Source organism: Pseudomonas frederiksbergensis (assembly GCF_001952935.1).
In the GTDB taxonomy this organism is placed as follows: Bacteria; Pseudomonadota; Gammaproteobacteria; order Pseudomonadales; family Pseudomonadaceae; genus Aquipseudomonas; species Aquipseudomonas frederiksbergensis.
On sequence record NZ_CP018319.1, the window covers coordinates 121,774 to 135,264 of the forward strand.

Consider the following 13,491-nt stretch of genomic DNA (forward strand, 5'->3'; position numbering starts at 1 on the left):
CCTACATCCCTTCAGCCGATCTGCTCGAACCGCCGCCGCTTCAGGAACAACCCCACGCCCAGCGCCACGGCAAAGATTGACAGCAACCCCAGATCAAAGCCCAACACGCGGATCTGGCTTGCAGCAACGCAGCCGACCGCACCAGCCACCACCAGCCACCACCAGCACCACCCCTAGCCACTTGCGCAGCAGATACGGCTTGAGAAACCGATCAAACAGAAAGAACAGCACCAGGGCAATGACCAGTTGGGTAATTTCGGACATGTGAGTCTCCAGTCGGATAAAAGGTGACATCTACTTGAACAATCACAATCAAACCCTCCGCTTTGAGCAGTACTCCACTATCAACTGAGTAACCGCCGCCACAATCGCCTGATCCGCGTCAGGCGAGGTGAACAGCCGACATTGCGCATCCGGTAAATCCGGCAACCCTTGTTCTGCCCCAATCACCGCCAGTCCTTGCCCCAACTGACTCAGTGGCATGGGCGCTACCGCGAAGCCTGCCAGGGCCGCCGCCCGTAATCCGGCGGTGCTGCTGCACAACATTGCCGTGCGTTGGGCGATGCCCGCCTGTGCCAGCCTGGTCAGCGCGGCCTCGCGATAAGGGCACGGCTCGGGGAACAGGGCCAGCGGCAACGGCGTGGGTAACCGGGCGACGGGTTGCGCCGACCAGGCCCACACCAGCGGTTCTTGCCATAGCAACAGCCCCGTTTCGCTGGTTTCGCACAGCGAACCGATGACCACGTCCAGATGCCCCTGCTTCATCAACGCCAGCAACGTACCCGGAATGTTCACCTGCACTTCGATTTTCATCCCGGGGTATTGCGCTGCGAAATCCTGGACCGTGCGCAGTAATCGAGGCTCGACAAAATCTTCGGACACGCCGATCCGCAATCGCCCGTGAAACGGTGTGCGTGTGAGGTCGGTCCAGGCGTCGCGGTTCAGCGCGAGGATCGTGCGCGCATAAGAGACCAGGCGTTCGCCATCGGCCGTCAGTTGCTGGGAACGGGTGGTGCGCGTCAACAGGGGTTTGCCGATCTGTTCTTCCAATCGCCGTACGTGGCCACTGACCGCCGACTGAGTCAGGTGCAGCTTTTGGGCGGCACGGCTGAAGCCGTCTTCATCGACGACGGTGACAAAGGTTTTGAGCAGCAGAGGGTCGAACATAGTTTTATACGTGATCAATTGAGTCTGAATTTACGATTTATATTTCAAATTCAACTATGTTGCAATGCTCACACCTGCCCTGCCCTCCTCATCATTCAAGGTGTGTCATGACGACTCTTCTGCATATTCAATGTTCTCCACGTAAACAGCGTTCGGCTTCCCTTGAAGTCGCCCGCAGTTTCATTGCGCGTTATCAAGCCAACACCCCGGACACCGAAATCATCACCCTCGACCTCTGGAACATGACGCTGCCGGAGTTCGATGATCTGGCCATGGAGGCCAAGTACGCCGGGCTCAATGGCACGCCGTTGACCTCTGCACAACAAGGCGCCTGGAACACGTTGAAAGCGTTGGCCAGTCACCTGCACCGCGCGGATGTGCTGGTGATGTCCGTGCCGCTGTGGAATTTCAGCATCCCGTACAAACTCAAGCACTTCATCGACCTGGTATCGCAGAAAGACATCCTGTTCAGCGTTGACCCGGAACGCGGTCTGGAGGGCATGCTGCACAACAAACTCGCCGTGGTGATGTACGCCCGCGGCCTGGATTTCTCGGCGCAGTCGAGCACCCCGGCGGAGCGCTTCGACTTCCAGAAGCCCTACGTGGAAGCCTGGCTGAATTTTATCGGCGTCACGGATGTGCATTCGGTGATTGTGGAGAAAACCATCCTGGGGGAAGACGTTGATCGGCGTGCGCGTGAGGACGCGACTCAGCAGGCCAGGCGTCTGGCAGACAGTTTGTCGCCGACGCTTCAGGCCTCACGGTTGCACAACGATTCATTGCAAACCGAAAAGCTTGAATAGCCACCACGCCCCCGCCCGAGTCAGTACTGACGGGTTGCTCAGTTCAAGTGAGGCGTACTTACGCTTGCCTGACGATATCGACCGAGATCTCCACCGCCGCAATCGTGCCTCTGTTTTCAAGCCAGTGGGTGGTGTTCCTGTCCTCGGGCCAGCCCACTCCCGGTCCATAGTCCGTGGCGACCCCATTACGATGGTCAGTGATCGTGCCTTGCAGAATGTAGACGGTGCCTGGTCTGTCGATATGGTTGTGAATCGGCCCGAAGACACCTCCGGGCTCGATGGTCACCCTGCGCATCCTGAGTTGGCGCCCTGCCATCCCCTCGATCTCAGGCCCCAGGTCAATCGTTGCGAGTAACTGCACCGTAACGCCTGTCGTTTCAGGTGCAGACTGTTCATTGCTCATCGCGCGCGCTCCTCTGTACGTACAGGGCCTAGCTAGAAGTAGAGACCCCAAAAGGCGTGATCAGGCGGGAGGCGACAAAGGGTCGATTGCATTGCTGCGCGACAGGCTGTCATCGGCCAGGAGCGGTCAGTCATTTGTCTAAAAGATTGCGGCAGTGAAACGGGATAATTACACCTGCTTTCTAAGAACGCATACCCATCCAGATTACCGCTTCAGTCCATGCAGTTACCATCGGTGTCAGTACCCTAAACCAGGGATCGCGCACATCAATCTGCGCTGCTGAGTGGTCATGGTGGTGCTGCTCCTCCTCCACAATCGAAGTAATGGCCGCCACCGCGTGGAGATCGATATTGCCCAGCACATCAAGTTGATGCGCCAGGTGCTTGAGCACCACACTTTCAACCGCGACGGTAGTGGCGACAATGGCTTTGCGGCCACAGATGCCAGTAACCAGACCCAACGCCAGACCGCCGATGCCACACAACCAATAACTACGGCAGCGGGGATAATTGCGACGTTGCAGCTCCTCCTGAAAAACCGTCCGATGGCGGCGCTCGTGGGAGAGGAACTCCTTAAGTTCATTCACCATGCCTGGGACGAAAAGCCGGGCCATAAACAACTGTCCGCTGTAGATACAGATCGCACCATGCTCGCCCGCATGGTCGACCTTCATCATGCGGTTGCCGAGGTCTTCGCCCTTAGCCGTGTAGTCTGGTGAATTCACATTGAGATTTCTTGTTCGAGGGGCTTGGTCATCGGGCCTGTCCTTGCTCTTGAGCCAGCATCGTGCTGTAACGCCAAGCAGATAAGCAAGTGAGTTCACAGGGCGGCCCCTCACCATCGTCGATTTGGCCGATCTTTAAGCAGCTGACCGACCGCTTTGGGTCGAGTTCAGTCAGTCACGATAGGCAAAAATCGGCCAAAAGCCGCCTACCAAAAAGGCGGGCCTTCACTTATCGCCATGCTGTTAAACAACGTCAAACAAGCAACGTCAAAAACCCGGTCATTTAACCAACTCCTTGCGGCTGGAATTTTTTCATGGCGTAAAGGGTGAAGTGCAAAAGGTGTCCTAGACTACAGGCTTAAATGGTCTGCTTTCATGTGTTCTTCACTGCTGCAACTACTGGGTTTTTATATGAATTCAGACAGTTTTCAGTCGCAGCACTGCCTTTATCGGATGCCCTCTATCGACCCAAGAGCGGGATGCCAATATGAATAATAGTTCCGTAGCGGGCTCTCGATTCAGCGTACTTGATGGATGGCGCGGCATAAGCATCCTGCTTGTCTTGGCGTGTCACCTGCTACCACTCAGCCCAAAGGCTTGGCAATTCAATGCCGCCGCAGGCGTTATGGGAATGGCTATATTTTTTACCCTGTCGGGTTTTCTGATTACAAATTTCCTGCTCAACAACAGCAGCGTCGTTGATTTTTTAATCCGCAGAATCTTTCGGGTTGTGCCGCTCGCCTGGTTGTACATGCTCATTGCCTTACCCGTCATGAACAGCACTCCGGATGCCTACATCGCAAACTTTCTGTTCGTCGCCAACTGGCCGCCCATGTGGCTTGGCAGTGTCAACGGCCACCTATGGAGTTTGTGCATGGAGGTCCAGTTTTATTTCGCCATCGCTTTGCTGGTGGTTTTGATGAGAAACAAGTGGGTACTGCTGATCCCGGTTCTCTGCATTGCCGTCACGATGTATCGAGTCATGAATGAAGTCCATGTCGCAATCAACACTTATTACCGCATCGACGAAATACTTTCCGGGTGCATACTGGCACTGATATATAACAACAGACTGGGCAATATCCTTGTCAAACTTCCGGCACAAACGTGGATCACCCAAGTATTTTTAGGCCTTCTATTTGTTTTGTCCTGTCATCCCGATGCGGGCTTCATGAACTACTTGCGCCCCTACCTTGCCGCAGCAATGGTGGGGAGCACGTTACTCAATAGCCGGACACTGATTGCCCAACTTCTGAATAATCGCGCTCTATTTTATATCGCCACTATCTCGTATGCGCTCTACGTTGTTCATCCGTTGCTAATACATACCTGGCTGGGTAGCGGAGACACCGTCATAAAATATTTGAAGCGCCCTTTGTTGTTCGCCGCCATTTTTATCACCGCGCATATCTCGACCTTTTATTATGAAAAATGGTGGATTGCTTTTGGTAAGCGATTTGCCAAGAAAGTCGCTAGCCAGTCTGTTACATCGGTCAGTTGAATCCACTGTCGATTGCCGGTTCAAGCAGCGGAACAAACGAAAACGGGCGCCTTGTGGGCGCCCGTTTTGGGTGTACTTTCTTGTCAGCCGTTATGGCTAATCATGGGATTTTTTCGATACCGACGTTCCGGCTTTACTCAACCCTTTGGTGTTGTGATCGCCTGGAGTCGAGGTCGAGATTGCACTGGCCTTGGTCACGCCGCGAGTATCTTTGGATTGAGCGATACCTGAAGTCGTTTGGCCATGGCCCTGATCACCGCGATCATTGCCATAGTGGTTTCCGCTTTCACCATGGTCGCGAACAGCCTTGCCGGCATGATCGCTGCTCAGTCCTTTGCCCTGGCCGTTACTGTTAGCGCCGCCGGAGTGACCTGAACCGCTATGGCCGCCGCCTGTACCGCCGCCGTGGCCACCGCCATTACCACCACCGTTGCCTCCCCCGTTACCACCGCCATTACCGCCGCCACCACCACCACCACCACCACCACCACCACCACCACCACCACCACCACCACCACCACCGTCTTTCGCAGAGGCGGAGCTCATGATGGACAGGTCAACAGGGAGTAATGGAGCGGCTGCCAGCATCAAGGCGCAGGACATAACAGCAATGAGACTCTTATTCTTCAAAAGCATGATGGCTTCCATAGGGTTGATATCGCGATTGTTATGACGCTTTAAGCCCCAGACAGTTCAAGCCCTGCGACCGACGGATATAAGCGGCGCTAGCGTGCAGCACTTCGGGTTCCCGCGAATGCGCTCGTGCCAAGCCAGCGCCACAAGCTTTGCGCATCCTTCACCGCGCCATCCACACGCAGCTCTTGCGACTGCAGAGCCTCGCGCGGTGTGCGGTCGCCCGTCCACACCTCGGTCAACGCGCGCACGCTGGAGTCGACGACGAGCGTCAGTTCGCGACCGGGGTCGTCGCGGCACAGGTCTGCCACGCCCTGCTCAACCACGAGCCACCACGCTTGCTCGCCGGGCCTCGCGTCGCGGAACTTGAACTGAATGACCACCGGCCAGGACGGGAACGTCTCGATGCGCACGAACCGGCGCACGTCCCACATGAGCAGGCCCGCGTCGAGTTCGTCATCGCGAAGGCGACTGCCAATCCAGCGCGCGCCCCAATGCCCCAGCGCCAAGATGATGGGGCGCAATTCCTCGCCCGCCTCCGTCAGGCTGTATTCCCAGACTTTGCCGGTGGCCGTACGGCGCACGACGCCTATTTCTTCCAAATGCCGCAGGCGTTGGGCCAACAGGTTGGTGGACATCCTTGGCACGCCGCGGTGCAGTTCATTGAAACGTTTGCTGCCGCACAACAACTCGCGCACGACCAAAGGTGTCCAGCGCTCGCACAGTGCTTCAGCACCGCGTGCGACCGTGCAGAACTGACCGTAGCTATCGTCCATGCCTGGGCTCCGCAATTAAAAACGCTTCAGATTCTGAACTAGCGCTGCCACTTCGCCACGCGCACGCTGAAACCTCGAAAGCCAAATACCAAAGGAGCACGCCATGACCAAGGTAGCCATCATTCAGCGCCCGCCCGTGCTGCTCGATCGCAGCGCGACAATCGCCCGGGCCGTGCAATCGGTCGCTGAGGCGGCGGCAGCGGGAGCCTCGCTGATCGTTTTGCCCGAATCGTACATTCCCGGTTACCCGTCCTGGATCTGGCGACTGGCGGCGGGAAAGGACGGGGCTGTAATGGGCCAATTACACACACGGCTGCTGGCCAACGCCGTCGATATCAGCAACGGCGACCTGAGCGAATTGTGCGAGGCCGCCAGGGTTCATGCCGTGACGATCGTGTGCGGCATCAATGAATGCGACCGGCGCAATGGCGGCGGCACGCTCTACAACAGCGTAGTCGTTATCGGCACCAACGGCGAAGTGCTCAACCGCCACCGCAAGCTGATGCCCACCAACCCCGAGCGCATGGTGCATGGTTTCGGTGATGCCTCGGGTTTGCGTACGGTCGACACTCCAGTCGGCCGCGTGGGTGCGCTCATCTGCTGGGAAAACTACATGCCACTGGCACGCTATTCTCTGTATGCACAAGGGGTGGAAATCTACGTTGCTCCCACGTACGACACAGGCGAGGGTTGGATCAGCACGATGCGTCATATCGCGCTCGAAGGCCGCTGTTGGGTGCTCGGCAGCGGCAGCGTGCTGCGTGGCAGTGACATCCCCGACGACTTCCCGGCTCGTGCGCAACTGTTTCCCGATTTGGAGGAATGGATCAACGACGGCGACTCGGTGGTGGTCAGTCCTCAAGGCCGGGTCGTGGCCGGTCCATTACACAAAGAGGCAGGCATTCTGTATGCGGACATCGACGTCTCACTCGTGGCACCCGCGCGGCGGGCGCTCGACGTCACCGGGCATTACGCGCGTCCTGACATTTTCGAACTGCAGGTGCGGCGCACGCCGACGACAGCGGTGCGCTACATCGATGAGTGAAAGCAGGCGGTATCGCCTGACCATTGATCAAGGAGTCATGCCATGAGCATTGAACGGTCTTACCAGGGCAGTTGTTTTTGCGGCGCAGTCGAGTTCACCGTCAGTGGCGAACCGGTCGGGATGGGTTATTGCCATTGCGAGTCGTGTCGGCATTGGTCAGCAGGGCCGGTCAATGCCTTCACGCTATGGAAACCCGAGGCGGTGCAAGTGACTCGGGGTGCTGACAACATCGGCACCTACAACAAGACACCGCGCAGCTATCGCAAGTGGTGCAAGACCTGCGGCGGGCACCTCTTCACTGACCACCCGGAGATGGGGCTGATCGATGTGTATGCCGCGGTCATCCCGGATCTGGCGTATTCGCCGGGGGTTCACGTCCACTATCAGGAGACCGTGCTGCGCATCAAGGATGGACTGCCCAAGCTGAAGGACGTCCCCAATGAATTAGGGGGCTCGGGCATCAGCGTGGACGAATAGCGCCGGTTGCCACCTGTCCGGCAGCAACTCGGCAATTTCATGGGCATAGGGATCATGCCCATTAATCAAAAGCACCGTTGAGCACTTCATAGATGAGCCCGGTCGCCAGCGCGACCAGTATCAAGTCGGTGCCGACTTGCTGCCATTCATACCCATCATAGTGAGGCAGCCTGCCGAGCAACCGACCGTCCAGTTTTTTGGCAATCCCTGGGGGAAGCGGCTTGCCTCGCGCGAGGTTCTTTTGAATGCCAGGTGGCAATGCAGGTCCGGGGCTCCAGTAGTCCCGATATCCGCCTATTACCCCAAGAATACTGCCGTGATTGATGCTTGGGCCATTATCCCAATCGCCGCCCCCGGAGTTTTTGCCTTTGCCACCCTGACCTCCCTGGTTGCCATGATCCTGGCTGTTTTGCGGGTTTCCCTTGCCGTTTCCCTGGCCTTTTCCATTACCAGGATCAGCCAATGCAGTCACTGAACCGGAAACCAGCGCAAGGCAGGTAATAGCTGCAATCAATGAGCGAGATTTGAGCATGGTCGTTCCTTCAGGGTGGCGGGACATCTCTGTAATTTAGACGTTATCGGCGATGTGAGCTTCTATTTCCTCACATCGACATCCAAACGACAGAAGCCGTGAAGGCGTGTAGCAGGCAACGATTGCCACCCATCTACAGCAACGGCTGTACTTGACCGGGCTGTGCGTACGGGAGATAACTAGCGGGGAACATGTAACGAAATACGTCCCGGATGTTTACCCTCAGAACAGATCCTAATACGATGAAGCCCAGATATTTCTACAACAACATGCAACATCATTAGGCCCCGAACGATGAACACCACGAGCTTTCCGGCCGACAACTCTAAAACTTTCAGCATAGTTATAGTCAATTACAAAACACCAGAAATAACCAAGATATGTCTGGAACTATTGCACCAGCATGTGGGCAGCCACAACATTCCGATATGGGTAGTTGACAACTATTCTGCCGACGAAAGCACTGAATACTTACGAACCCTTGACTGGATCAACTTAATCGAGCGTTCCAGCCCCGAACCAGAACCTGGGCATATCGCGCACGGCAAAGCGCTTGACCTGGTTTTACAGCGAGTTGAAACTGATTATTTATTTCTTCTGCACACTGACACTTTTATTTTCGATAAAAATGTTTTTTCGATGATGCTGAACAAATGTTTAAAAAACCCGAAAACCGTAGCTGTCGGTTGTGTCGAGCAAATAAATCGTGGCACGACGAGGACACTTTGGCGCTTTAGTTCACGATTATTCCAACACCATTTCAGACGTTTTAAAATCTCCATGGGATTACGTTCCAGAGAACCCAGACCGTACAAAGAAGTCTACCTGAAGAGTTTTTGTACACTGTGGAACTGCAAGCTCATCAAACAGCACAACATGCATTTTTTGATGGATGATCGCGTGCCGGGCTATACCCTCCAGGACCGCATGATCGAGCTTGGCTATGTCGTTGAAATGTTATCACCGCGTAAAATCTTCAGTTATCTGGACCACATGCAGTCTGGCACTGTCGCAGCGGCTGGCGGCTATGGAAAGACCCATAGACGAACCAAAATGTACAACGATATCCTTGCACGCGTGAAAAAAGAGGCCAGCAAAAGTTAAGCCGCGAAGAGGCACAACGAGCAGTGCATTGGACGCTGCCTGAAGTCACCCACAGGTCTTTAAATCAAGTTATTGGAGCGGTAATGGCACCCATCACTCAAGCACTCCCCATGACCCTCTCCCCGGAGCTTGATTTCGATCAGAACGCCGCCAGTGCCTTGGGTTCTTCGTTGGCCAGTCACTATATTCAGGCTGCGCCATTTCCGCACATCGTCATCGATAATTTCCTGGATGAAGAGCTGATTGCGCGTATCTGCTCGCACTTCCCGGCTGAGCCAACCAACAACGAAATGCTTTATGAGCGCGGCTATAAAGGTCAACGAAAACGTCAAATCAGTCCCAACGAATGCGCCCCCTTTTTAAAGACGGTTTTCAACGCCTTCAACTCTGCCCCCATGTTGCAGTTTCTTGAAAAGCTCACAGGCATCGAAGGCTTGATACCCGACCCTTACTTTACGGGTGGCGGCCTGCATGAAACGAAAAGCGGCGGTTTCCTGGGGGTACACTCGGACTTCAGGCTTAACAAAAAGCTTAAAGTTGAGCGAAGACTGAACATCATCATTTATCTGAATGAAGACTGGCGAGAGGAATACGGCGGCAACCTGGAACTTTGGGATGTCGACATGAAGACCTGCCTTAAGAAAGTCCTGCCCATTTACAACCGGTGTGTCATTTTCAACACAGACAAAGACAGCAATCATGGGCATCCAGAGCCTTTAACCACTCCAGAGCACATCACGCGCCGATCTATCGCGCTGTATTACTACACCGCAGGCACCCTTGTGATCGATCCCGCACAAAGAAATAAAACCCATTACAAGCCAAGGCCCAAAGATCGTTTAAGCCTGAAGTACTACCTGGGCAAACTGATCAAGAAGAAAAACTAGGCTGCGAAAGCATCTGGCGTCAGCCAGAAACGCTCAATTTCGCTCCATTTCGTATACCCTCACACGGCGCCACGCAGCAATTGGCTTGCGCTTGGCGTATCGACATTTTTGCCTTAATGCACCGGAGAATCTTTCATGCTCAACCGTACCCTGGCATTGGCTGTCGGCGTGACGCTGTCTTTTTGCACCCTGTTGGCGCAGGCCGCCGACACCCTGAAAGTCAGTGCGATTCCCGATGAAGCCCCGACCGAACTGCTGCGCAAGTTCAAGCCATTGGGCACCTATCTGGAACAGCAATTGGGCATGAAGGTCGAGTTCGTTCCCGTGAGCGACTATCCGGCCGTGGTCGAGGCACTGGCCACCGATCGAATCGATATGGCCTGGCTGGGCGGCTTCACGTTCGTGCAGGCGCGCCTGAAAACCGGCAATGCCATTCCGCTGGTACAGCGCGAACAGGATGCCCAGTTCACCAGCAAATTCATCACCGCCGACCCGGCCGTCAAGTCACTCGCCGATCTCAAGGGCAAGACCTTTGCCTTCGGTTCGGTGTCATCCACCTCAGGCAGTCTCATGCCGCGCTATTTCATGCTGAAGGACGGCATCAAGCCGGAAACCTACTTCAGTCGCGTGGGCTATTCCGGCGCGCATGACGCCACTGTTGCCTGGGTCCAGGCCGGCAAGGTGGACGCCGGGGTACTGAACGCCAGCGTGTGGGAAAAACTGGTCGCTGCCGGCAAGGTCGACACCACCAAGGTTAAGGTGTTTGCGACCACCCCGGCCTACTTCGACTACAACTGGACGGTGCGCGGGACCCTTGACCCGGCACTGGCGGCCAAGATCAAGGCAGCGTTCCTGGCCCTCGATCCGGCGAACCCGAAGGACAAGGAAATTCTGGATCTGCAAGCTGCCAGCCGCTTTATCGAAACCAAACCTGAGAACTACAAGGGCATCGAAGAAGCCGCACGCGCTGCCGACCTGCTCAAATGACGTTGCATCTGACCCAGGTCAACCTTACCCACGCCAACGGCGTCCAGGCGTTGCGTGGGGTGGATCTGCACATCGGTGCCCGCGAACAGGTCGCCATTATCGGTCCGTCCGGCGCGGGCAAGTCGAGCCTGCTCAACCTGCTGGCCACCGCCCTGCGACCGGACAACGGTGAGCTGCAGGTGCTCGGCGAGCGCGCCTGGCAGCTGTCTGCCGGTCAGCGTCAGCGTCTGCGCGCGCGCATCGGCCTGATCCATCAAGCGCCCCCGCTGCCACCGCGCCAGCGCGTGGTCACCGCGGTGCTGGCTGGAAAGCTGGGTCAGTGGAGTCTGGGTAAAAGTCTGCTCAACCTGCTGCATCCGGTGGATATTCCGGGCGCACGCGCGGCATTGGCCAGGCTCGACCTCAGCGACAAATTGTTCGCGCATTGCCAGCAACTGTCCGGCGGACAGCTCCAGCGCGTGGGCATTGCCCGGGTGTTGTATCAAGCGCCTGAGGTGTTGCTGGCCGATGAGCCGGTATCAGCCATGGACCCGGTGTTGGCTCAGCACACGCTTTCAGTGCTCTGTCGCCATGCTCGGCAACACAACGTCACCCTGGTCGCCAGCCTGCATGCGGTGGAGCTGGCCCTGGCGCACTTTTCGCGCATCATCGGCTTGCGTGATGGACAGATCCTGTTCGACCTTGCAGCCAGCGAAGTCGACCGCGAGTTGCTCGACAAGCTCTACGCCAACGAACAACTGCAATCTCCACCGATTACTCCGGCGCCCTTGAGTGTGCAGATTCCCCGATGCTGACCCGTGATACCCGAGACCCGGCCACCCGGCCCCGCCTGCTGCTCACTTTGCTGGCCCTTGTTTTGCTGTGGCCGGGCATCCACTTCAGCGAGCTGGACCTCAGTGTGCTGGTGGCGAGTGACAGTCAGAGCGAGATGGGCCGGTTTGTCTCAGCCTTCTGGCCACCGGCCCATGGCGAGGAATTCATTGAACTATTAGTGCAAGCCACCTTGCAGACCCTGGCCATCGCCACGGCCGGCATGGCCCTTGCGTTGCTGTTGGCCGTCCCCGCCAGCCTGCTGGCCAGTCGGGCGCTGTCGCTGTCTGCTGCCTCCCGAGCCGGCCACCCCAGCTATTGGGGCCAACTGCTGCGATGGCCGGTCCGCGGTTTACTAATATTCCTGCGCAGCGTGCCGGAAATCGTCTGGGCGCTTTTGTTCGTGCGCGCCGTCGGCCTCGGTCCGACGGCCGGGGTGCTGGCCATTGCCATTACCTACAGCGGCATGTTGGGCAAGGTCTACGCGGAAATTTTCGAGTCGGTCGACCAGCGTCCGGCCCACGCGCTATTGCAGGCTGGCAGCGGTCGGCTCGCGGCCTTTTTCTACGGGATCCTGCCCAATGTCGCAGCCGAACTGCTGTCGTACACCGTGTATCGCTGGGAGTGCGCCATCCGCGCCTCGGTGGTGATGGGCTTCGTCGGTGCCGGCGGTCTGGGCCAGCAAATGGATTTGTCGTTACGCATGTTCGCCGGCGGTGAAGTGGCCAGTTTGTTACTGACGTTCCTCGTGCTGGTACTGCTCGCCGATCAACTCAGCCGTCTGCTGCGCTGGAGGCTGGCATGAATCGCCTGATCAATCTGGTGCTGCTCCTGTGTATCGGCGCAGCGGTGGTCGCCTCGTTCATCTACTTGGGCATCGACCTCGGCGAGCTCGGTGGCAGCGCTAACCTGAAGCAGATGGGCGCTTATGTGCAGCGTTTTCTCAACCCGGACTTGAGCGCGGGCCACCTGCAAGCCATCGGCCACGGCGCTCTGGAAACCCTTGCCATGTCCGCCCTTGGCACCCTGCTCGCGGCGGTATTCGGCCTGCTGTTGGCATTGCCGGCAGCCGGGCGCTTCGGCTGGCCTCTGCAAAGCGCGTCGCGTCTTGTGCTCAACGCCTTGCGCGCGGTTCCGGAATTGGTGTGGGCTGCGCTGATGGTCCTGGCCGCCGGGCTCGGCCCCAATGCCGGCACCCTGGCCTTGGCCTTGCACACCACCGGCGTGCTCGGCCGGCTGTTCGCCGAAGCACTGGAAAACACCCCACCCGAACCGGCCGAAGCCATCCGCCTGCAGGGCGGCAATGCCCTATCGGCGTTCTGCTACGGATCACTGCCCAACCTGTTGCCCCAGCTACTGGCCTACACCCTGTACCGCTGGGAAAACAATATCCGCATGGCCAGCGTGCTCGGCTTCGTTGGCGCCGGTGGTTTGGGGCAAATGCTCTATGTCAGCCTCAGTCTGTTCCAGGAAGCACAAGCCAGCACGGTGATTCTGGCGATGCTGTTGCTGGTATTGGCCGTCGACACATTGAGCAGCTGGAGCCGGCAACGCTGGGTGAAGGCCTGACGGCTTCGCAGAACTGGATGGCAACGTTGTTCCGAACTAAGCCAACCATTCGCGGCCCGAACTGGGCCATGCT

At 57.2% G+C, this 13,491-nt stretch carries 17 protein-coding genes; 10 read left to right on the forward strand and 7 right to left on the reverse strand.

From position 1 onward, the window contains the following. Nucleotides 1-93 precede the first annotated feature (93 nt). Together PFAS1_RS00625 and PFAS1_RS00630 are read right to left on the reverse strand one after the other, a co-directional pair. The gene (locus tag PFAS1_RS00625) at nucleotides 94-264 is read right to left on the reverse strand and encodes a hypothetical protein (protein WP_335720571.1); all 171 of its coding nucleotides are present in this window, start codon (nucleotides 262-264) and stop codon (nucleotides 94-96) included. 48 nt (nucleotides 265-312) lie between these two features. Then, a complete protein-coding gene (locus tag PFAS1_RS00630) occupies nucleotides 313-1,167 on the reverse strand; it encodes a LysR substrate-binding domain-containing protein (protein ID WP_076027835.1) in 855 nt (284 codons plus the stop codon). A gap of 107 nt (nucleotides 1,168-1,274) precedes the next feature. Between PFAS1_RS00630 and PFAS1_RS00635 the strand changes: the two genes are divergently transcribed. After that, the gene (locus PFAS1_RS00635; RefSeq protein ID WP_076027836.1) at nucleotides 1,275-1,970 is read left to right on the forward strand and encodes an FMN-dependent NADH-azoreductase; all 696 of its coding nucleotides are present in this window, start codon (nucleotides 1,275-1,277) and stop codon (nucleotides 1,968-1,970) included. Nucleotides 1,971-2,028: 58 nt separating this feature from the next. Here the strand turns inward: PFAS1_RS00635 and PFAS1_RS00640 are convergent, their stop codons facing one another. Together PFAS1_RS00640 and PFAS1_RS00645 are read right to left on the reverse strand one after the other, a co-directional pair. Next, nucleotides 2,029-2,373, reverse strand: a complete 345-nt coding sequence (locus PFAS1_RS00640; RefSeq protein ID WP_076027837.1) for a cupin domain-containing protein — start codon at nucleotides 2,371-2,373, stop codon at nucleotides 2,029-2,031. A 181-nt stretch (nucleotides 2,374-2,554) separates the two neighbouring features. Then, nucleotides 2,555-3,196, reverse strand: coding sequence for a 3-demethoxyubiquinol 3-hydroxylase (locus PFAS1_RS00645; RefSeq protein WP_232252185.1), 642 nt, complete (start codon nucleotides 3,194-3,196; stop codon nucleotides 2,555-2,557). Nucleotides 3,197-3,584: 388 nt separating this feature from the next. Between PFAS1_RS00645 and PFAS1_RS00650 the strand changes: the two genes are divergently transcribed. Then, complete coding sequence (locus PFAS1_RS00650) at nucleotides 3,585-4,598, forward strand: acyltransferase family protein (RefSeq protein ID WP_076027838.1); 1,014 nt, start codon at nucleotides 3,585-3,587, stop codon at nucleotides 4,596-4,598. A 96-nt stretch (nucleotides 4,599-4,694) separates the two neighbouring features. Here PFAS1_RS00650 and PFAS1_RS29695 read toward each other — a convergent pair whose 3' ends face one another. After that, nucleotides 4,695-5,234 (reverse strand): hypothetical protein, encoded by a 540-nt coding sequence (locus PFAS1_RS29695; protein ID WP_076027839.1) that lies wholly within the window; start codon nucleotides 5,232-5,234, stop codon nucleotides 4,695-4,697. 89 nt (nucleotides 5,235-5,323) lie between these two features. Further along, nucleotides 5,324-6,007, reverse strand: coding sequence for a winged helix-turn-helix transcriptional regulator (locus PFAS1_RS00660; protein ID WP_076027840.1), 684 nt, complete (start codon nucleotides 6,005-6,007; stop codon nucleotides 5,324-5,326). A gap of 103 nt (nucleotides 6,008-6,110) precedes the next feature. On the opposite strand from PFAS1_RS00660, the gene PFAS1_RS00665 reads away from it, so the two are divergent. Continuing rightward, nucleotides 6,111-7,052: a carbon-nitrogen hydrolase family protein gene (locus tag PFAS1_RS00665; protein ID WP_076027841.1), complete on the forward strand. Its 942-nt coding sequence runs from the start codon at nucleotides 6,111-6,113 to the stop codon at nucleotides 7,050-7,052. 42 nt (nucleotides 7,053-7,094) lie between these two features. After that, nucleotides 7,095-7,529: a GFA family protein gene (locus tag PFAS1_RS00670; protein ID WP_074878015.1), complete on the forward strand. Its 435-nt coding sequence runs from the start codon at nucleotides 7,095-7,097 to the stop codon at nucleotides 7,527-7,529. Nucleotides 7,530-7,590: 61 nt separating this feature from the next. Here PFAS1_RS00670 and PFAS1_RS00675 read toward each other — a convergent pair whose 3' ends face one another. Then, the gene (locus PFAS1_RS00675; RefSeq protein ID WP_074878018.1) at nucleotides 7,591-8,061 is read right to left on the reverse strand and encodes an anti-virulence regulator CigR family protein; all 471 of its coding nucleotides are present in this window, start codon (nucleotides 8,059-8,061) and stop codon (nucleotides 7,591-7,593) included. Nucleotides 8,062-8,355: 294 nt separating this feature from the next. Between PFAS1_RS00675 and PFAS1_RS00680 the strand changes: the two genes are divergently transcribed. From PFAS1_RS00680 to phnE, 6 genes are all read left to right on the forward strand, one after another. Beyond that, nucleotides 8,356-9,165: a glycosyltransferase gene (locus PFAS1_RS00680; RefSeq protein ID WP_076027842.1), complete on the forward strand. Its 810-nt coding sequence runs from the start codon at nucleotides 8,356-8,358 to the stop codon at nucleotides 9,163-9,165. Between the two features lie 83 nt (nucleotides 9,166-9,248). Beyond that, nucleotides 9,249-10,052: a 2OG-Fe(II) oxygenase gene (locus PFAS1_RS00685; protein ID WP_076027843.1), complete on the forward strand. Its 804-nt coding sequence runs from the start codon at nucleotides 9,249-9,251 to the stop codon at nucleotides 10,050-10,052. Nucleotides 10,053-10,187: 135 nt separating this feature from the next. After that, nucleotides 10,188-11,039 carry a putative selenate ABC transporter substrate-binding protein gene (locus tag PFAS1_RS00690; protein ID WP_008154709.1) on the forward strand — a complete coding sequence of 284 codons (852 nt, stop codon included), beginning with the start codon at nucleotides 10,188-10,190 and terminating at the stop codon, nucleotides 11,037-11,039. Then, nucleotides 11,036-11,833, forward strand: coding sequence for a phosphonate ABC transporter ATP-binding protein (locus PFAS1_RS00695; protein WP_076027844.1), 798 nt, complete (start codon nucleotides 11,036-11,038; stop codon nucleotides 11,831-11,833). Before PFAS1_RS00690 ends, PFAS1_RS00695 begins: the two co-directional genes overlap by 4 nt. After that, nucleotides 11,827-12,654: a PhnE/PtxC family ABC transporter permease gene (locus PFAS1_RS00700; RefSeq protein WP_076027845.1), complete on the forward strand. Its 828-nt coding sequence runs from the start codon at nucleotides 11,827-11,829 to the stop codon at nucleotides 12,652-12,654. The genes PFAS1_RS00695 and PFAS1_RS00700 overlap by 7 nt, the downstream gene beginning before the upstream one ends. Next, nucleotides 12,651-13,418, forward strand: a complete 768-nt coding sequence (phnE, locus tag PFAS1_RS00705; RefSeq protein ID WP_076027846.1) for a phosphonate ABC transporter, permease protein PhnE — start codon at nucleotides 12,651-12,653, stop codon at nucleotides 13,416-13,418. Before PFAS1_RS00700 ends, phnE begins: the two co-directional genes overlap by 4 nt. Nucleotides 13,419-13,491 lie beyond the last annotated feature (73 nt).

Excerpts from the sequence above, each read along its gene's own strand:
- PFAS1_RS00625 (WP_335720571.1), bottom strand. The coding sequence starts at position 264 with ATGTCCGAAATTACCCAACTGGTCATTGCCCTGGTGCTGTTCTTTCTG.
- PFAS1_RS00630 (WP_076027835.1), bottom strand. The coding sequence starts at position 1,167 with ATGTTCGACCCTCTGCTGCTCAAAACCTTTGTCACCGTCGTCGATGAA.
- PFAS1_RS00635 (WP_076027836.1), top strand. The coding sequence starts at position 1,275 with ATGACGACTCTTCTGCATATTCAATGTTCTCCACGTAAACAGCGTTCG.
- PFAS1_RS00640 (WP_076027837.1), bottom strand. The coding sequence starts at position 2,373 with ATGAGCAATGAACAGTCTGCACCTGAAACGACAGGCGTTACGGTGCAG.
- PFAS1_RS00650 (WP_076027838.1), top strand. The coding sequence starts at position 3,585 with ATGAATAATAGTTCCGTAGCGGGCTCTCGATTCAGCGTACTTGATGGA.
- PFAS1_RS29695 (WP_076027839.1), bottom strand. The coding sequence starts at position 5,234 with ATGCTTTTGAAGAATAAGAGTCTCATTGCTGTTATGTCCTGCGCCTTG.
- PFAS1_RS00660 (WP_076027840.1), bottom strand. The coding sequence starts at position 6,007 with ATGGACGATAGCTACGGTCAGTTCTGCACGGTCGCACGCGGTGCTGAA.
- PFAS1_RS00665 (WP_076027841.1), top strand. The coding sequence starts at position 6,111 with ATGACCAAGGTAGCCATCATTCAGCGCCCGCCCGTGCTGCTCGATCGC.
- PFAS1_RS00670 (WP_074878015.1), top strand. The coding sequence starts at position 7,095 with ATGAGCATTGAACGGTCTTACCAGGGCAGTTGTTTTTGCGGCGCAGTC.
- PFAS1_RS00675 (WP_074878018.1), bottom strand. The coding sequence starts at position 8,061 with ATGCTCAAATCTCGCTCATTGATTGCAGCTATTACCTGCCTTGCGCTG.
- PFAS1_RS00680 (WP_076027842.1), top strand. The coding sequence starts at position 8,356 with ATGAACACCACGAGCTTTCCGGCCGACAACTCTAAAACTTTCAGCATA.
- PFAS1_RS00685 (WP_076027843.1), top strand. The coding sequence starts at position 9,249 with ATGGCACCCATCACTCAAGCACTCCCCATGACCCTCTCCCCGGAGCTT.
- PFAS1_RS00690 (WP_008154709.1), top strand. The coding sequence starts at position 10,188 with ATGCTCAACCGTACCCTGGCATTGGCTGTCGGCGTGACGCTGTCTTTT.
- PFAS1_RS00695 (WP_076027844.1), top strand. The coding sequence starts at position 11,036 with ATGACGTTGCATCTGACCCAGGTCAACCTTACCCACGCCAACGGCGTC.
- PFAS1_RS00700 (WP_076027845.1), top strand. The coding sequence starts at position 11,827 with ATGCTGACCCGTGATACCCGAGACCCGGCCACCCGGCCCCGCCTGCTG.
- phnE (WP_076027846.1), top strand. The coding sequence starts at position 12,651 with ATGAATCGCCTGATCAATCTGGTGCTGCTCCTGTGTATCGGCGCAGCG.